General features: G+C 72.2%; 15 protein-coding genes. 5 read left to right on the top strand and 10 right to left on the bottom strand.

Annotation, left to right across the window (positions count from 1 at the left end):
- Window positions 1-39: 39 nt before the first annotated feature.
- Genes ACQPXG_RS43800 through ACQPXG_RS43810 form a run of 3 tightly spaced genes read right to left on the bottom strand, consistent with a single transcriptional unit; the run spans window position 40 to window position 2,758 of the window.
- On the bottom strand, window positions 40-645 hold the full coding sequence (locus ACQPXG_RS43800; protein WP_433465033.1) for a response regulator transcription factor: 606 nt from the start codon (window positions 643-645) through the stop codon (window positions 40-42).
- Window positions 645-1,805 carry a sensor histidine kinase gene (locus ACQPXG_RS43805; protein WP_433465034.1) on the bottom strand — a complete coding sequence of 387 codons (1,161 nt, stop codon included), beginning with the start codon at window positions 1,803-1,805 and terminating at the stop codon, window positions 645-647. Before ACQPXG_RS43805 ends, ACQPXG_RS43800 begins: the two co-directional genes overlap by 1 nt.
- Window positions 1,802-2,758 (bottom strand): hypothetical protein, encoded by a 957-nt coding sequence (locus ACQPXG_RS43810; RefSeq protein WP_433465035.1) that lies wholly within the window; start codon window positions 2,756-2,758, stop codon window positions 1,802-1,804. Before ACQPXG_RS43810 ends, ACQPXG_RS43805 begins: the two co-directional genes overlap by 4 nt.
- A gap of 364 nt (window positions 2,759-3,122) precedes the next feature.
- Between ACQPXG_RS43810 and ACQPXG_RS43815 the strand changes: the two genes are divergently transcribed.
- Complete coding sequence (locus tag ACQPXG_RS43815) at window positions 3,123-3,881, top strand: ABC transporter ATP-binding protein (RefSeq protein WP_433465036.1); 759 nt, start codon at window positions 3,123-3,125, stop codon at window positions 3,879-3,881.
- A complete protein-coding gene (locus ACQPXG_RS43820; protein WP_433465037.1) occupies window positions 3,881-6,433 on the top strand; it encodes an FtsX-like permease family protein in 2,553 nt (850 codons plus the stop codon). Before ACQPXG_RS43815 ends, ACQPXG_RS43820 begins: the two co-directional genes overlap by 1 nt.
- Before the next feature lie 29 nt (window positions 6,434-6,462).
- Here the strand turns inward: ACQPXG_RS43820 and ACQPXG_RS43825 are convergent, their stop codons facing one another.
- Both ACQPXG_RS43825 and ACQPXG_RS43830 read right to left on the bottom strand, forming a co-directional pair.
- On the bottom strand, window positions 6,463-7,119 hold the full coding sequence (locus ACQPXG_RS43825; protein WP_433465038.1) for a response regulator transcription factor: 657 nt from the start codon (window positions 7,117-7,119) through the stop codon (window positions 6,463-6,465).
- Between the two features lie 16 nt (window positions 7,120-7,135).
- Window positions 7,136-8,263: a sensor histidine kinase gene (locus ACQPXG_RS43830; RefSeq protein WP_433465039.1), complete on the bottom strand. Its 1,128-nt coding sequence runs from the start codon at window positions 8,261-8,263 to the stop codon at window positions 7,136-7,138.
- Window positions 8,264-8,406: 143 nt separating this feature from the next.
- Here ACQPXG_RS43830 and ACQPXG_RS43835 point away from each other — a divergent pair, with 143 nt between their 5' ends.
- A complete protein-coding gene (locus tag ACQPXG_RS43835; RefSeq protein ID WP_433465040.1) occupies window positions 8,407-9,933 on the top strand; it encodes an alpha/beta hydrolase in 1,527 nt (508 codons plus the stop codon).
- Here the strand turns inward: ACQPXG_RS43835 and ACQPXG_RS43840 are convergent.
- Entirely contained in the window at window positions 9,930-10,730 is an 801-nt protein-coding gene (locus tag ACQPXG_RS43840; protein WP_433465041.1) for a hypothetical protein, read from the bottom strand. The two genes, ACQPXG_RS43835 and ACQPXG_RS43840, sit on opposite strands and share 4 nt — an antisense overlap.
- 125 nt (window positions 10,731-10,855) lie before the next feature.
- Here ACQPXG_RS43840 and ACQPXG_RS43845 point away from each other — a divergent pair, with 125 nt between their 5' ends.
- Together ACQPXG_RS43845 and ACQPXG_RS43850 are read left to right on the top strand one after the other, a co-directional pair.
- Window positions 10,856-12,997 carry a PQQ-binding-like beta-propeller repeat protein gene (locus ACQPXG_RS43845; RefSeq protein WP_433465042.1) on the top strand — a complete coding sequence of 714 codons (2,142 nt, stop codon included), beginning with the start codon at window positions 10,856-10,858 and terminating at the stop codon, window positions 12,995-12,997.
- Between the two features lie 3 nt (window positions 12,998-13,000).
- Window positions 13,001-14,320, top strand: a complete 1,320-nt coding sequence (locus tag ACQPXG_RS43850; RefSeq protein ID WP_433465043.1) for a serine/threonine-protein kinase — start codon at window positions 13,001-13,003, stop codon at window positions 14,318-14,320.
- Between the two features lie 14 nt (window positions 14,321-14,334).
- Here ACQPXG_RS43850 and ACQPXG_RS43855 read toward each other — a convergent pair whose 3' ends face one another.
- From ACQPXG_RS43855 to ACQPXG_RS43870, 4 genes are all read right to left on the bottom strand, one after another.
- The gene (locus tag ACQPXG_RS43855; RefSeq protein WP_433465044.1) at window positions 14,335-15,177 is read right to left on the bottom strand and encodes a DUF7192 family protein; all 843 of its coding nucleotides are present in this window, start codon (window positions 15,175-15,177) and stop codon (window positions 14,335-14,337) included.
- A gap of 29 nt (window positions 15,178-15,206) precedes the next feature.
- Window positions 15,207-16,454, bottom strand: coding sequence for an AAA family ATPase (locus tag ACQPXG_RS43860; protein WP_433465045.1), 1,248 nt, complete (start codon window positions 16,452-16,454; stop codon window positions 15,207-15,209).
- Window positions 16,455-16,561: 107 nt separating this feature from the next.
- Window positions 16,562-16,984, bottom strand: coding sequence for a hypothetical protein (locus ACQPXG_RS43865; protein ID WP_433465046.1), 423 nt, complete (start codon window positions 16,982-16,984; stop codon window positions 16,562-16,564).
- A 5-nt stretch (window positions 16,985-16,989) separates the two neighbouring features.
- A complete protein-coding gene (locus tag ACQPXG_RS43870; protein ID WP_433465047.1) occupies window positions 16,990-17,970 on the bottom strand; it encodes an NAD(P)-dependent alcohol dehydrogenase in 981 nt (326 codons plus the stop codon).
- Window positions 17,971-18,093 lie beyond the last annotated feature (123 nt).

Below are 18,093 nucleotides of genomic sequence, written 5' to 3' on the forward strand. Positions count from 1 at the left end.
GGGATGCCGGCGGCACTGGGGACGCCGCGCAGTGGGTCCTTACAGCCAGCCGGCGTTCCGGGAGATCCGGATGGCGTCTATGCGGTTGCGGGCGTTGACCTTTGTGATGGCGTTGGAAAGGTAGTTGCGGACGGTCGCACGCGACAGCGAGAGGGCGGCGGCTATTTCTGCGGTGGAGATGCCGCTTTCGGCGGCGCGGAGGACGTCGGCCTCACGCTGGGTCAGCGGGCTGTTGCCGGTTTCCAGCGCGGCGGCGACCAGGTCGGGGTCGATCACGCGTTCGCCGGCGGCCACCCGGCGGATGCCGTCGGCGAGGGTCTCGGCGGGTGCGTCCTTGATGATGAAGCCGCGGACATGGAGTTTGAGCGCGCGCAGCAGGTTGCCCGGCCGGCTGAGCCCGGTGAGGACGAGCGTCCGGCATTCGGGCAGCAGCTCGTGCAGTTCACCGGCGATGGTGAGGCCGTCCGCACCCGGCAGGTCGATGTCGAGGACGGCCACGTCGGGCCGGGTCTCCTGGGCGGCGGCCACGATCCGGTCCCCGCGGTCCAGTTCCGCGACGACCTCCATGTCGTCCTCCAGCGAGATGAGGGCGACCAGGGCGCCACGGATCATGTGCACGTCTTCGGCGATCAGCACTTTGATCATCAGGCCGCCTCCTCCGGAATCTCCACGAGCATCCTGAACCGGCCTTTGGCGCCGTCGGCGGACACCGAGCCGGACAGCGCGCGGGCACGTTCGGCCAGGCCTGCCAGGCCGCTGCCCTCGCCCTTCGGCTCGCGGACGCCGTCGTTGACGATCTCCAGCCGCACGGAACCGCCCCGGCGCGACGCGGTGATCGTACATATGCGGGCATCGCTGTGCCGCAGAACATTGGTCACTCCCTCCCGTACCGCCCAGGCGAGGACATCCTGGACGGCCGGGGCGAGCCCGGGCAGGCGTACGTCGAGCCGGACGTCGATGCCCGCGGCGCCGAGCAGGGCGGTCACTCCCCTGGTCTCCTCCTCCAACGAGACCGAGTGCTCGTTCCTGGTCACGGCGCGCATTCCGGCCAGCGCGTCGCGGGCCACGAGGGTGAGGTTCTCGATCTGCGCCCGGGCCGCGGGCGTGTCCTTGGACAGCAACCGCAGCGCCAGGTCGCCCTTGAGGGACACCGCCGACAGGCTCTGCCCCAGCAGGTCGTGCAGATCGCGAGAGACCCGCAGCCGCTCCCGTCCGATGGCGACCTCGGCCAGTTCGGTGCGGGTGGCCCGCAGCTCGTCGACGATCCGCACCAGCCATACCGATCCGTAGGTGGCCACCACCCCGATCGTGAATCCGGCGGACAGCCAGAAGACGGCCCAGGCCGCCACCGCGACGACGCCGACGTCGGCGTACTCGGCGGGCGCCGTGAGGGCCAGTCCCACGAGAGTCCCCAGCGGAGAGAGGACGGCGACCGCGACCGCGAGCGGGCGGCGCAGCAGCATGATGGCCGAGACCACGACGAACAGCTGCATGTCGATCCAGTTCCCGGTGAACCACGGCATCGGGAGGTACACCAGGACGATCAGGAGCAGGAACGTCCACTGCCAGCCGCGTGGACGTTCCCTCCGCACGGCGGCGAAGCTGTGCCGCAACTGCAGGGCGCCGATGGCCAGTCCCGCGAGCAGCGGGACGGCGGGATGGCGGGCCGGCGGGCCGTCCAGTCCCGTGATCGCGTAGATCGGGGACGTCAGCATGAACGGCAGGTGGGCCGCGATGAGAAACCAGCGGGCTCGCCGCGGCGACCAGGCGGGGCCTTCCCACCAGTCGGCGGACGGGGCCGTCACGGGGCACTGGCCGCGGTGTCGCACCCCTGGCCGGTGTCGGCGTTGACCTCCAGCCGCAGGCGGCCGTCGTGGCGGGAGACCGCGATGACGCAACGCCGGACCGTGTCGTCCTGGAGGAGGCGGGTGACGCCGGCTCGCAGGGTGGAGCGGAGGGTTTCGTCGACGGTGTCCGAAAGGTCGCCGTCGGGGAGGGCGAAGCGGCTCTCTATCCCGGCCGCGGACAGGAGCGTGGCCGCCGTGTCGAGCTCGGCGGACAGCGAGGTGTGCTGGTACCCGCGGATCAGCCGGCGGGCCTCGGCCAGCGTCCGTCGTGAGTTCTGGGCGAGCGCCCGCAGTTCGGCCTCCGCCGCGGCCTTGTCGAGCGAGGCCAGCGCGCCGGCCCGTCCTCCCTGGACGGCGATCGACTCCAGGGCCGTGCCGACCGTCCGCCGCAGATCCTCGTCGATCCGCAGTCGTTCGCGTGCCACCGCCTCGTCCGCCAGCGCCCGCCGGGCCGCGTGAAGGCGCCGCACGGCGCCGACAAGCCAGATCAGGAGGAACACCGGCAGCCCTTTGAGGGCTCCGGCGATCGTGAAGAAGGGAGCCATCTCGGGATGGCCGAAGACGATCGTCAACGGTGTCTGCGCGGCCACGATCGCCCCGAAGAGGGCGAGCGACCAGGGAGGCCGGAGCACGATGAGCACGGAGACGGCGAGCGCGTGGAACTGCCCCAGCCAGAAGGTTCCGAGGTAGGGAAGGACGCCGATGATCACCACGGCCATCGCCGCGACCGTCCAGCCCGCCCCCGTGGAACGGGTCCCTTGAGCGGCGTGGTGGACGTGCCTGACGTGCAGGGGCAGATAGATCAGCGTGGCCATCACCGCGACGGCGGTGTGCGTCGTGCCGGTGGATCTGAGAGCGAAACGCCACAGCTCCACCGCGGGAATCAGCACGCTGTAGGCGATCGCGCTCATGGTGATGAGCGAAATAGAACTCGTCGCCAGCTGGACCGAACTGTTGACTCTCAGTCGCGGCTTCAGGAGGCCCTCCCCGCGTGAACCCCAATTGAGCCAGGATATGTGCTCCATTCGGGGAACTACCAGCGAGGCGACGGCATCGGACACGTAGCCTCCTCTGAGCGACCGTGGGCACAGTCTGGTCCCGGCCTTCTCTTCGCCGGTAGATGCCGATGTCCTCACCTCATCGATGATGTCCATCACTGCCGACTGGCGACATCTGCATCTGCCGCGCTCCCCGCCCGGCCGACGAGACTCGGTCCAGCGCCTATGGGGAGCGGAAATGCGGAGACTCGCGGAAACGAAACCGGACTCGGATGAAGTGGTTCGTCTGGGGGCGGTCCGTAAACAGTTCGGAAGCAGGCGGAACGGTGTCGTCGCGCTCGACGGGGTCACCATCGGCTTCGCGCCGGGCACCTTCACGGCGATCATGGGTCCGTCGGGCTCGGGCAAGAGCACGTTCCTGCACTGCGCGGCGGGACTGGAACGGCCGACGTCGGGATCGGTCCTCCTCGACGGCCGCGAGCTGACGCACATGGGCGAGCGGGCCCTCACCAGACTCCGACGAGAACGCATCGGGTTCGTCTTCCAGGCGTTCAACCTGCTGCCGGCGTTGAGCGTGGCCGAGAACGTCGCACTCCCGATCCGGCTCGCGGGCGGGCGGCCGCGACGGGACGCCGTGCACGAGGCGATCGAACGGGTCGGGCTCGGCTCGCTGGGGCGCCGCCGGCCCGGCGAGCTGTCCGGCGGTCAGCAGCAGCGGGTGGCGATCGCGCGGGCACTGATCACCCGTCCCGCGGTGGTCTTCGGGGACGAGCCGACCGGTGCGCTCGACACCCGCACCGCCCTGGAGATCCTGGCCCTGCTCCGCCAGGCGGTGCGTGCCGCCGGGCAGACCGTCGTGATCGTCACCCACGATCCGGTGGCCGCCGCCCATGCCGACCGGGTCGTCTTCCTCGCCGATGGGCGGCTGGCCGGCGAACTGCGCGAAGCCTCCCCCGACGCGATCGCCGAGCGGATGACCCACCTCGGCGCCTGGGGCTCCGCTCCCGCCGGACGTCATGTCGGCGAGGTGTCCTGATGTTCCGGCTCGCACTGCGCACCCTGCGGTTCCGGAAGGGCGGTTTCGCCGCCTCGTTCGCCGCCCTGTTCCTCGGTGTCGTGATCGTCACGGCCTGCGGCGGGCTGATGGAGACCGGCATCCGAACCGACGCCCCGCCGCGCCGGCTCGCCGGCGCACCCGTCGTCGTGGCCGGCGACCAGTCGTACCGGGTGCCCGAGTCCGGCGACGACGAGCGGGTGACGCTCCCGGAGCGGGTCCGCCTGGCCCCTGACCTGGTGGAAGCCGTACGAGCGGTGCCCGGTGTCGCCAAGGCGGTGCCGGACGTCTCCTTCCCCGTCACCGTGCTCGCCCACGGCCACCGGCCGCTCGACGTGGACGAACGGTTCGCAGGCCATGGCTGGTCGTCGGCCTCACTGGCGCCGTACGGCCTGAGCACCGGCCGGCCGCCCAGCGGACCCGGCGAAGCCGTGCTCGACGCACGGTCGGCCGCAAAGGCGGGGATGGCCGCCGGAGCCACCGTCGGGCTGACGGTGCGCGGGACGCCCGAACGGTTCCGCGTCGTCGGCCTGGTCGCAGGCCGCTCGGAACTCCCAGCGGGGGTGTTCTTCTCCGACGCGGACATCCGGCGGATCGCACCCGGGCAGATCGACGCCATCGCGGTGTTTCCGGCACAGGGAACGCGCCCCGGCGAACTCCGCGGACGGATCGCGACCGCGCTCAGGGGGCACCACGTGACCGTCTCGACCGGGAGCGAGCGGGGGCAGGCGGAATTCACCGGCGTCCGGCTCGCCGGGGAGACCCTGATCCCGATGGCGGGGGTCTTCGGAGGGCTCTCGATCATGGTCGTGGTCTTCGTCGTGGCGAGCACGCTGGGGCTCTCGGTCCAGCAGCGGCAGCGCGAGATGGCGATGCTGCGGATCATCGGCACGACGCCGGGACAGCTTCGGCGGATGGTCCTCGGTGAGGCGATCGTGGTGTCCGCACTCGCCGTCGCACTGGCGCGGCTACCCGGAGCGCGCCCCGGAAGAATGCTGTTCGACCAGCTCACAGCGCATGGCGTCGTGCCCGGCGAGGTCGTCTTCCGGCAGGGATGGATTCCGGCGGCGGCCGGAGCCGGCGTCGGGCTCCTCACCGCCGTGGCGGCGGCGTTCATCGCGGCCCGGGCCGCGGCGACCGCGCGGCCTTCCGAGACCCTCACCGAGGCGTCCCTGCAGGACCGGCGGCTCGGGTGGATCCGGATCGTCTGCGCGCTGGTCTGCCTGGCCGGCGCCGTCGCGCTGTCGCTGGTCACCGCGCTGGTGCTGTCGGGGCCGGTCGCGGCCAGCACCGCCGGGCCCTCGGCGATGCTCTGGGCGGCCGGTCTCGCACTGCTCGGCCCGCGGATCGCCCCGGTCATCATCGCGGTACTGCGTCCGGCACTGCGCGTGGTGTCGGGGCACGCCGGTCACCTCGCGCTGCTGAACGTACGGGCGCGAAGGATCAGGACGGCGGCCGCGATCACGCCGGTGATGCTCGCCACCGGACTGGCCACCGGCCTGATCTACATGCAGACCTCGCAGACGGCCGAGGCGCAGCGCGACTTCGGCGAGAGCCTGCGCGCGGACGCCGTGGTCACCTCGTCTTCCAGCGGGCTGCCACCCGACCTCGTCGACGCCGTCGGCACGATGCCCGAGGTCGCGGCGGCGTCGGAACTGGTGACCAGCACCGGGTACATCGAGGCGCCGCGCTTCGGATCCCAGAGCGAGGACGGGCTGCCTCTCCGCGGGGTCACACCGGAGGGCGCCGCGGCCACGTCGGCGGTCTCGGTCAACGCCGGGTCGCTCACCGCCTTGCGCGGCGACACGGTCGCCCTGACGAACGAGCATGCCCGCCGGATCGGCGGCGGCGTGAGTCTGGGCGACACGGTGACGCTACGCCTCGGCGATGGGGCGAAGGCCGACCTGAGGGTGGTCGCGCTGTTCACCACGCGCACCGGACCGAAGACCGTGATGCTGCCCGCTCCGTTGCTGGCGCGGCACGTCACGTCGGGGGCCCCCGCGCAGATTCTCGTCCGCGCCGCGCCCGGGGTGGACCATGCCCGGCTGACCGCCGCGCTGGCCCGGCTTGTTTCCGGCCGTCCCGGGACGCGGGTCGCCGACCGCGACCAGGCCACCGCGGCACACGCCGAGCAGGAGCGGATCGGCGCCTGGGTGAACTACATGCTCGTCGGGATGATCATCGGCTACACGGTGATCTCGCAGGTCAACACTCTGATCATCGCCGCGCTGGAGCGGCGGCGCGAGTTCGCCCTGCAGCGGCTCATCGGGGCCGACCGCGGCCGGCTCCTGCGGATGATGGGCGTCGAGGGGCTGGCCGTCGCCCTCGCCGGCGTGCTCCTCGGCGGTGCCGTGTCGACGCTGACGCTCGTGCCGTTCTGCCTCGCCCTGAGCGGTTCACCCACGCCCGGCGGGCCACTGTGGATCTACCTCACCGTGATCGGTTCGGCGAGCGCGCTGACCGTCGCCGTGACGTTGCTGTCGAGCTGGGTCGCGCTGCGTGCGCATCCGGCGGCGGTGGCCGCGAGCACGTGAACCGGGCATGCGGTACACGCGGAGGCAGGTCACGCTTCGGGAGCGCGTCCGTTGAGATACGCCAGCACCGCCAGTACGCGTCGATGGCCGCTGTCGCTGGGTGCGAGGCCGAGCTTGGCGAAGATGTTGCCGATGTGCTTGTGCACGGCGTTCTCGGTGATGCTCAGCCGCCGGGCGATGGTGGTGTTGTCGTGTCCCTGCGCCATCCGGGCGAGGACTTCCCGTTCGCGCGGCGTGAGGTCGTCGATGGGGTCCCCGTTGCGGCGGGCGAGGAGTTGCGCGACGACCTCGGGATCCATGGCGGTACCGCCGGCCGCCACGCGACGCAGCGCGTCGACGAACTCGGCCACCCGGCCGATCCGGTCCTTGAGGAGGTAGCCGATCCCGCCGCGCCCGTCCGACAGGAGCTCGCCGGCGTAGTCCCGCTCGACGTACTGCGAGAGCACCAGAACGGGCAGGCCGCGATGCCGGCGTCGGGCGCGCAGCGCGGCGTGGATCCCCTCGTCGCGGAACGACGGCGGCAGCCGCACATCGACGATCGTGACGTCGGGCCGGTGCTCGGCCACCGCGTCCTCGAAGGCCTCCGCGTCGCGGGCGGTCGCCATGACCTCGAACCCCTTGGTGGCCAGCAGCAGTTCCAGCCCGGTGGACAGCAGGACGTTGTCCTCCGCGATCACGACGCGCACGGCACCCCCTCGGCCTTCACGACGCACACGGAAGCCGGACGGCGAGCGTGGTCGGCCCGCCTTCGGGGCTGCTCAGGCGGACCGTGCCGTCCAGGGCGAGGACCCGGCGCCGGATCCCCGCGATCCCGGTCCCCCGGGTCTCGTCCGCACCGCCGACGCCGTCGTCGGTGACCTCGATCGACAGGCGGTCGCCGGCGCGCCCGACCCGGACGGCCGCCCGATCGGCGCCGCCGTGCTTGGCGACGTTGGTGAGCGCCTCGGCCACCACGTAGTACGCCACCGCCTCGACGGCCGCGGGGATCGCCCCCAGCTCGCCGACGTCCGCACGTACCGGCACCCGTGACCGGGCCGCCAGGGAGGCCAGTGCCCCGTCCAGCCCGCGGTCGGCGAGGATCGGCGGGTAGATCGTCTGCAGCACCGTGCGGAGCTCGACCATCGCCTCCTCCGCGGTCTCGTGCGCCTGCCGGAGCAGCACCGCCACCGTCTCGGCGTCATCGGTGAGCGACTCGCGGGCCATGCCCAGGCACATGGCGATCGTCACCAGGCGGGCCTGCGTACCGTCGTGCAGGTCGCGTTCGATCCGCTGGAGCTCGGCGCCGTGGGCGTCCACGACCCTGGCCCTGGTCCTGGTCAGCACGTCGATCCTCGCGGAGAGGCGCTCGGTGATCGGCGGGGACAGAAACGCCAGGCAGACCCGCGCGTGGACGCGCGCCAGCACAGGAAGAACCCAGAACGCCACCGCCCCGAGCACGACGACCTGCGCCGGCCCCAGGACCAGCGCCGTCCCCCAGCCGTTGACCTTCACGCTCCAGAAGAGTTCGGGACGTGTGTAAGCGGGAAACGCCCACCAGAACGGCACGGTGACGACCGTCAGCAGATTGCCCAGGCAGAGCAACGCGGCGAGACCGAACACCCCGCCGACGACACCGTGCACGATCGGCCACAGAAGTGCCCACCGTGCACCCGGACTGGTCACCGGGTCGCCGAGCAGCCGCCCAGCGCGCCCGCGGTGCCATTCGGCCCATGGGCCGGCGAGGCCCGGCACAAGCCACAGCGGCAGCGCGAGCAGTGAGGCCAAGGCCGTGCCCAAGGCTCCCAGCAGGTAACCATTGCCGGAAAAGGCTCGCTTCCACTGCTCCCGCACGTGCCGTCCGATCTCCCACAGATGCCAGGGACAACGCCCAGTCTGCGGGACGATCGGCCGGGCGGCACTACAGCCCGCTCCACCTTCTTGAGGCAGCAGGCTGTATCGGACAGGCCCGCCCCCGTTACTTAGCGTTCTGAGCCATGACACGATCACGACGCCGGATCCCGGCCCTCCTGCTCATGCTCGCCGCCGTGCCGCCCCTGGCCGTCCAGGCGGCGCACGCCGACACCCCAGGCCGCCAGCACGATCGGCACATCGCCTGGAAACGGTGCGCCCAGAGCCCCGACGACGCGGTGGGCGGTGAACTCGACCGCGCCGGCGCCCAGTGCGCGCAGATCACCGTGCCGCTCGACCATGCCCGGCCGGACGGCCGCACGATCAAGATCGCGCTGTCCCGGCTCAAGGCGACCGACCGCGCCCACCGGATCGGCACCATGGTGCTCAACAGCGGCGGCCCGGCCGAGCCCACACTGGGCATGCCCCTGGAGACCCGCACGTACTTGAAGCAGGTCGCCTCCCGGTTCGACCTCATCGGGCTGGACCCGCGATTCGTCGGCCGCTCCACACCGCTCGACTGCGGCTGGCCCATCGGCCTGTGGCTCCGTTCCGCCGGGTCCGACCGCGCCGGATTCGATCGCCAGGTCGCCTTCCAGCGCGACCTCGCGGAAAGGTGCCGCCGCGGCCAGGGCGACGTTCTCCCCTACGTCACGACGCGCGACACCGCCCGCGACATCGACCTCGTCCGGAGGGCCCTCGGCGAACGCAAGATCTCGTTCCTCGGCTACTCCTACGGCGCCTACCTGGGCGCGGTCTACACCCAGATGTTCCCAGGCCGGACCGACCGTGTCGTGCTGGACAGTGCCGGCGACCCCCGCACGTACGGCCCGAGGCTCATGCAGGGCACCGAGGACGAGGCCGAGCACGCCCTGCGCGCCTGGGCGAGCTGGGCGGCCGAACACCACGACGTGTACGGCCTTGGCCAGACTCGCCGCCAGGTGCTCGCCACGGTGCGCCGCATCACCGACACCGCGGCCGAACGCCCCCTCAAGGTCGGCCCGTACCTGGTGGACGAGCACGCGCTCCCCCAGATCATCTATGTCGGCAGCGCCGCCGACCGGCCCGCCGACCGCGCCGAGTTCGCCTCCACCGTCCGCGTCCTCAACGAGGCCGCCAACGGCCGCGCGGCGACCCCCAACGAACAACTGGACGGTCTCCTGGCGTTCCTGCTGACCAGCGCCAACTCCCAGTACGGCAGCGCCGCGGCCGCCATCATCTGCGGCGACCGCGCGGCCCCCCGCGACCCCGAGACCTACTGGAACGACGTCCAGCGCAGCCGGTCGCGCCACCCCCTGTTCGGGCCGCTCAAGAACAACATCTGGCCCTGCGCCTTCTGGCCGGGCTCGCCACGCGAGCAGCCGACGCGGATCGGCAACCCCACCCCGGCGCTGATCGTGTCCGCCACCGGCGACGCCGCCACCACCTACCAGGGCGGCAAGGCCATGCACCGGCTGATGACGGGCTCCCGGCTCCTCACCCTCGACGCCGTCGCCCACGGAATCTACGGCGAGTACGGCGACCCCTGCGTCGACGCCAAGGTCAACACCTACCTGGCCACCAGAACCCTCCCGCCCGGCGACGAGCGCTGCCCGGCCATCGGCCGGCGCTAGCGCTCTGGCGGTTCGTCCAGAAGGCTCAGGTGGTCCGGGGTGATGGTGCCGGTGATCAGCAGGTTCCGGATCAGGTTGACGTTGAGGGCGTTGCCGATGGGCGGGGCGACCTCGTGCTCCAGCAGTCCGGGCACCTCGCCGCTCAGCTGGTGGCGCACCTTCTCGACGCGGCGGGCGGCCTTCTTCTGGTTCCATCCCGCCTTCGGCTGGAGGCGGCCCAGCTCGTCGGCGACCTGGGCCCAGGTCAGGGGCTGCGGGTCCGGGTCGTGGCGGAGGTACCGCTGGCTGAGGCACACCAGGACCAGGTGCTCGGACGCCTCCAGTCGCCACGGCCGGCGTTCGTCGGTCGGGGCCTCGTTGCGGGCGCCCGCTCCCAGTGGAGCGGCGCCCGCCGCGATCCGCACCTCGAACAAATGATCCTGATCGGGTGCGACGATGAACAGCGGCATGTATCCCGCGGGGGGCAGTTCCGCCGACTGGCCGCGGAGGACCAGGCGCGACCCGGGGAACCGGATGGCCAGTTTCCCGGTGTTGTACAGAATCCAGCGCGAATTCTCGCGCGTGATGTGGCCGTGCCTCCGGCTGACGTGGGTGTCGCCCGGGCCCACGCAGACGTGGACGGAGTCCTCCTGGCGCCCGAAAACGAGAGTGAACCCGGCGTCCGGTGCGACCCTCATCCCGCCGCGCGCCCCCAAGGCGAACAGTGTCCCGGGCTGGGCCGGGGGAATTCCGTCGGAGAGGGTCCTGATCTCCGCCGGCAGGAACTCCACCTTGGGTTGAAATCGCGGCACTGTCATCAGCCCTTCCTCCCGGGAAGCCTCCGAAGATTTCATACTCGATCAAGTGGAACCCCACGCCATCATGAGAGAAAGTCGTTACAAAAGGGCGTGGAGAGACTCCAGAGCGTGCGGAAGGCAGGTCTGTGCAGCGCTTGCGGCCGGACGATCCCGACCGGATCGGTCACTACCGCCTGCTCGCCAGGCTGGGCGCCGGCGGCATGGGCGTCGTCTACCTCGGACGGTCCCCGGGCGGCCGGCTGGTCGCGGTCAAGGTCGTCAGTGCGAGATTCACAGGCGACGCCGAGTACAGGGCCCGGTTCGAACGGGAGATCGGCGCGGCCCGGACCGTCAGCGGTGCCTTCACCGCCTCGATGCTGGACGCCGACGCGGACGCCGGGACGCCCTGGCTCGCCACCGCCTACCTTCCTGGGCTGTCGCTGCGGGAGGCGGTCGCCGGGCATGGGCCGTTTCCGGCGCCCGCCGTCCGCACGCTGGCCGCCGGACTCGCCGAGGCGCTGGTCGACATCCACCGGGCCGGGCTGACGCACCGCGATCTCAAGCCGGGGAACATCATGCTGACCGCCGGCGGTCCCCGGGTGATCGACTTCGGTATCGCCCGTCCCGAGGACGCCGTCACGATCACCAGGGTGGGAGGCACGCCCGGCACTCCGGGGTTCATGTCGCCCGAGCAGGCCGCCGGCCTCAAGGTCGGGCCGGCCGGCGACGTGTTCTCGCTCGGTGCCGTGCTGGCCTACGCGGCGACCGGGGCGGAGCCCTTCGCGGCCGACGGCACGGCGGCCACCTTGAGACGGATCAAGGCCGGGCAGGCCGATCTCGGCGGGATCTCCGACCCGTGGTTGCGCGACCTGGTCGGGGACTGCCTCCGGCTGGAGCGGGAGCGGCGCCCCTCCGCCGCCGGCCTGCTCGCCAGGCTGGACGGGGCCGGTCCCGCGCACGGCGCCAGGTGGCTGCCGGCTGGCGTCGCCGAGGCCATCGGCCGCCGGACCGTCCAGGCCCGGGGCCTGCCCGAGTCCGCGATGCCCCCGGCCGCCTCCGCCACGGTCGCCGACCGGGCCGGTTCGGCGGAGGAGACCGCCGAGCCGCCGACCACGGACGGCGACGCCGTGTCCGGCCCGCCCACCGCGACCCGAGTACCGAGCAGACGCGCGTTGCTCATCGGCGGCGCCGCGGCGCTCGCCACGGCCGGTGTCGCCGCGGGCGCGGCCACGCTGTCGAGGAACCGGGACCCCGTCCGGCGTCCGGCCGCGCGGGCGGCGACGCCGTCCCCCACGCCATCACCGTCCACCCCGCCCCCTCGGGCGAAGTCGCGGTGGAAAGTGAAAGCGGGCGACTACTACCCCGACCTGTTGGCGGCCGGCGGGGTTCTCCTGGCGCACGGCGACGGCATCCTGAAAGCCCTCGACCCGGACACGGGGAAGACACGCTGGAAACATCGCTCCGTCGACGTCGACCACGTCAGCGTGAACGGCGGCGACGTGTTCCTCGTCGACCACTTCGCCTCGCGTCTCACCATGCTTCGCGCCGATTCCGGTGCCGAGCGGTGGAGCCGCCCATGGCCGTCCGAGAAGAACGTTCCGATGTATCCCGTGGCCGGCACCAAGATGGCCTGTTTCGGCTACTACTCGGTGACCGCCCTGGGCAGGAAGAACGGCAGGCGCCGCTGGAACGCTCCCGTGAAGGCGGAGTACGGGATCGCCGTCGCCGACGACGTGGTGGTCGTGGCCGACAGGACGAGGGTGGCCGCCCTGGACGCCGGCAGCGGCCGTCCCCGCTGGACGTATCAGGTGGAGTGGGCGCACTACCCGCAGGTCTGCTACGGCTTGGTCTTCGTCCTCGACGGGCCCGGCACGGTGCACGCGCTGCGTGCGGACACCGGCGCGCTCGTCTGGAAGAGGTACTTCGGCGACACGGTCTACGAGAGCTTCGGATTCGGGAAGGGGGGCGGTTTGGTCCACTTCGGAACCGCGGCCGGGGACGTGTCCGCGGTCCGGGCCGCGACCGGTGAGGTCGTGTGGTCGCGCCGGCTGGCTCCGGGCGCGTCCAGGAACCAGTGGAACGCGCTCGGCCTGACCGGAGACACGCTGTACGCGAGCTGCGCCGACCGGAACGTCTACGCGCTCGGCGCGGCCGACGGACGGATCAAGTGGACCTATCCGGCCGATGTCACGCTCCGGACCTCGGCACCGGTGGCCATCGGCGGTTCGGTGTTCATCGGCACCGCCGGCGGATACGTGAAGGCCCTCACCCCACCGGACGGGGGCTGACGGGTGCGGGGACTGGAGCACACCGACCCCAGGGAGGCCGGCCGCTTCCGGCTGCTGGCGCGAGCCGGGTCCGGGGGCATGGCCGTCGTCTACCTCGGCCGGTCCGCGGGCGGGCGTGCCGCGGCGGTGAAGATGATGCACGCCGACCTCGCCGGCGATCAGGAGCACCGGGCCCGTTTCCGCCGCGAGGTCGCCGCCACCCGCGCCGTCGGCGGCCTGTACGGCCCGGGGATGCTGGACGCGGACCCGGACGCGCCGAGGCCGTGGATGGCGACCGAGTTCCTCCCGGCGGTCTCGCTGCGGGACGCCGTCAGGCGCTTCGGCCCGCTGCCCGCGGACGCCGTCCGGTCCCTGGCGGCCGGTCTCGCCGAGGCGCTCACCCTGATCCACCGCGCCGGGTACGTCCACCTCGACCTCAAACCGGCGAACGTGCTGCTCACCGCCGACGGGCCCCGGGTGATCGACTTCGGCATCGTGGGCGAGCGGCGCCCGGACGGGACGGTTCCGGGCACCCCGGCCGGGTCGCGCGGCTACATGTCGCCCGAGCAGGAGGCCGGCGCGCCCGCCGGGCCCCCGAGCGACGTCTACTCCCTGGGCTGCACGCTGACCTTCGCGTGCACCGGCGGCCCGCCCGGCGGGGGCTCCCCCGAGGCCGTCATCGGCGACGACCTGCGGGCGGCGATCGCCGACTGTCTGCGCCCCGACCCCGCCGCCCGTCCGGACCCCGCCGGACTGGCGGCACGGGCGGCCCCGCCGGTCACGGGCGGGGACCGGACGGCGTGGCCGCCGCAGATCGCGAGCGAGATCCACCGGCAGGTCGCCGAGATGGAGAACCCGCCGGCGGCCCGGCCCCGTCTTGCGAGGGTTCGAATGCGCCGCCCGGTGTTGCTCTCCGGGGCGGGGGTTCTGATCGCGGGCGGACTGGCCGCCGGCGTCCTGGTCCTGGGCGGCCCGGGGCCGTCCTCGGGTGAGACCGGGCCGGACCGGGCGCCCCGTTCGTCCCCGGCCGGGCCGGCGTCCTCGGCATCCGCCTCCCCGTCCGCCACCGCGCGGACCCGGGTACTGGAGTTCTACGTGACCGGCAACGTCAGGCTGACGTCGTTGACGTACACGGTCAACGGGAAGAGCACGACGCTGAAGAACGTCAAGCTGCCGTGGCGGACCGCCGTCGACATCCCCGCCGATCCGGGCTCCGCGAAGTGGCGCATCAAGTACCGCCACAAGGAAGGCGAGGTCAGTTACCGCGTCGTCGTGGACAGGATCATGAACGGGTGGGGATCGGCGAGCGGAAACACCACCGGCGAAAGCCACGGGACCTCCTGACCCGGCGCCCGGTCTCATCCCGCGACGGCCCGCAGGAGGCCGAGGCCGGTGAACATCTCCCTGCACCACGCGAGCGCGGTGTCCATCGTCTGCCACTGGGGGTCGTGCGGCGCCAGGAAGGGCAGGATGTACGGATCCTCGATGCCTTCTGGAAGATCCTCCGGATGGCAGTCGTACGGCGGCCACCCGTAGAACTCCTTCCACATGCGGAACGCCACCGGCTTCTCCGCGCCGTCCCAGACCGCGAGCCACAGCCGGCGCAGCATCGCCGGATGCGCCAGCACGAACATCAGCCGTCCCATGTCCAGCGGTTCCGCTGCCGAGATCACCCGTGCCACCGACGCGTACCGCTCCGTCTCGCTCACGTAGGGGCAGAAACCCGACCAGATCTCGACGCTGTGCCCGGACGCGATGATCGACGAACACAGCGCGGCCAGCGCCGTCCCCCGGTTGTGCACGGCCGAGTGCGGGGTGTCGGTGACGAATCCCGCGGGGACCAGGAACGTCACGACGCGGCCGCGCGCCGAGATCCGCTGCGGCACCGCGTCCACCATGCACTCCGGCTCGCCGGACAGGTAGGCGCCGATGTCCACCTCGCTGCCGGTGACGTCCCAGGCGGGGACGAGGGCCGTGGTCAGCACCTCGTCCTTGACCCGCTCGCGCAGCTCGGCGACCTCGGCGTCCACCTCGGGCAGCACGGTGGTCCAGCCGTCCCTGGCCAGCAGCATCGTCTCGTCCCACGACGCGCCGGCCCACTCGGCGGTGCTGTGGCGTCCGCTGCCGTCGGCGATGCTGTCGGGCGCGCAGGCCCGGTCCACGAACTCCTGCCAGGACCAGATCGGACGAAGTGCGTGCACGGTGTCGGCGTGTCCTGGGTCCCCCCGGCTCACTCCTCGTCCTCCGCCAGCCCGAGGGCCGAGCGGTGTGCCGCCGACATGCCCCGCACCACCCGCCACCGGACGGCCTGTTCCACGCTCGCCCCCGCCTGGAGCAGCTTGGCCGCGTCGATGGCGGCGCGGGGCGAGAACATGACCGGCAGCCGCTTCTCGGCCGCCGTGGCGCGCAGCCGCCGCACCTCCGCGATCACCCGCCGGGTGTCGTCGGGCCGCGCGGGCGCGTGCGCGAGCGCGATCAGTTCCTCCAGGTCCTCGTCGACCGGGACGTCGATGATCGTGAACCGGTCCAGCGTGGCCGCGTCCAGCGCCTGCCGGCCCACGTACTGCCGGTCGCCGCCGGTGCCGTAGGTGTTCGCGGTGGCCACCAGGCGGAAGTCCGGATGCGCGGTGACCATGCCGTCGGCGAACGCGCAGGACCGCAGCGAGAGCGCCTGGTTCAGCTCCGCCAGCAGCCCGGGATGGCCGCTGTCCAGTTCGTCGAGCAGCATCAGCCCACCGTCCTCGAAGGCACGGCGGAAGGGCGTCGCGTGGTAGTGGCCGTGCGCGTCGTAGTAGCCGAAGATCTTGCTCATCGGCGTGGTCGGCCCCAGGGAGAGGGCGTGGAACCCCTGCCCGAACGCCTCCGCCGCCTGCTGCGCCATCATCGACTTCCCGGTGCCGGCCGGGCCGACGAGGAGCACGTGGCAGCCGGCGCCGAGCGCGAGCAGGACGTCGGGGAGCACGGCGTGGGCGTGACCGCCGAGGCGGACCGGGCCGGGGGCGCCCGCCACCCTGACCTCCACGACGGGCGGCACCGTCTCGGCGGCGATCTCGGCGACCACCCGGGCCGCCTCCTCCCGCGCGAACCGGCCGAGGGACCGCCGCAGCCCCTCCCTCGACTCCTCGAACGCCTCCCAGGCGTCCTTCAGTTCCTCCTCCACCGCCTCGCGCGCCGCCTTCAGCGACGCGGCCGCCGCCTCGGCCGTGAGGCGCGCGGCCGTCTTCTCCGCGACATCCTCCGCCGCGCCGGTGGCCGCCTCCAGCGCCGCCGACCTGGCCGACCGGACGATCTCTTCGGCATGGGCCACGCGCTCACCGGCGACCGCACGGGCGACAGCGGTGGCCACGCGCTCCGCCGTCGCCTCCATGGTCTTCTCGGCATGCGGCGATCTGGCGAGGGCGTCCCCGTACCGCATGACGGTCTCGAACGCGATGGCACCCGCGATCTGGCGGACTTCCGTCCGTTGTCTCTCCCACACGGGCGACAATGATCGGCCTGCCCGCACGGGACCCCTCCCGGCCCGCCGGCGCCGTCCGGATCAGCGGATCGCGCCGGGCCGATCGTCGAACGGTTCGTAGAACGTGATCAGGTCGAACCGGCCGTCGGGACCCAGTCGGCCACAGAGCCGGCGACCAGCCGCAATCCCGGCGGGACGGGGGCCACGACGAAGTGGTCCACCAGGTCGAGCCCGACGATCTCGACCCGTGCTCCCACATCCCGGCCTGCGAGCAGCCGGGCCGCCTCTGTAAGTGCGCGCCCGCTCCCGCAGCACAGGTCCAGCCACCGTACGCGAGCCGACCGCGCACCGCGGTCCGCCAGCTCCGCCATGACGTCGAAGCCGAGCTCGCGGCCGTAGCCGTTCGAGCCGCTGAGCGACCGCTCGCGATTCATCGCGCAGTTGGCCACCACCGCCGAACTCTCCAGCGCATCGTCGTCCAGCAACCCCGTCACACCGAGCATTGTGTCCCCTTCGCCGCGGATGAGCGCGTCCCGCTTCATGGCGGCCACGACGATCAGAGGGTGATGGCGACTTTGCCTCGGGCGTGGCCGCGCGCGATGTAGCGGAGCGCCTCGGGGATCTCGGCGAACGGGTAGGTCCTGTCGATGACGGGTGCGATCTGCTTCTTGTCCATGAGCTCCGCGAGGAACCGCAGGTCCGTGGAGTTGGGCTTCCAGCTGACGGTGACGATGCGCTGGCTCACGAAGGGGGAGGCCAGCGCCCCCCGGACCACCTGTGCCGCCGGACCCAGTAACCCGCCGCGGGCGGAGGCGATGCCGCCCACGATCACGAGCGTGCCGGAGGAGGTCAGCGGGCGCCGCAGCCGCGCCAGCGACCGGTCGCCCACGATGTCCATGAGCAGGTCGTATCGCCCCTTCCGCTCGGTGAAATCCTCGCGGGTGTAGTCCACGACGTCGTCCGCGCCCAGCGAACGGACCAGTTCGATGTTGCGGGTGCTGCACACGCCGGTGACCTCGGCGCCAAGCGTCTTGGCGAGCTGGACGGCGAAGGTGCCGATCCCGCCGGACGCCCCGTTGACGAGGACCCGCTGCCCGGCGGAGAGTCGTCCCACGTCCCGCAGCCCTTGCAGCGCGGTGTGCGCGGCCATCGACACCGACGCGGCCTGTTCGAAGGTGAGGCGGGCGGGCTTGGCGGCCAGCCTGTTCTGCGGGACGGCGACGGTCTCGGCGAACGAGCCCAGCCGGACCTCCCCGAAGACCTCGTCGCCGGGACGCAGTCCGGTCACGTCGTCGCCTGCCCGCTCGACGACGCCGGCGAGGTCGGCACCGGGGATCAGGCCCGGTCTCGGGCGGCGGAGGCCGATGCCGAGGCGCACCAGCTTCGGGTCGGCCCCCACGTGGCGCCAGTCGTAGGGGTTGACCGACACGGCCCGCACCCGCACGAGCACTTCGTCCCGGGCGATGTCGGGTTCGTCGACGTCCTTGAGGGTCAGCACTTCGGGCGGGCCGTAGCGGTCCCAGCTCCAGGCTTTCATGGCGTCTTCCCTTCGGTGACGGGGTGTGATCGCCGTCGTACGACGTAAGGTGTTCGTACGTCGTAAGGTAATCGTACGCCGTAAGAGGGTCAAGGGCCGCGCCGGAACGGGACTCGGCCCGTA

The sequence above is a fragment of the Spirillospora sp. CA-128828 genome (assembly GCF_050945415.1).
Lineage (GTDB): Bacteria > Actinomycetota > Actinomycetes > Streptosporangiales > Streptosporangiaceae > Spirillospora.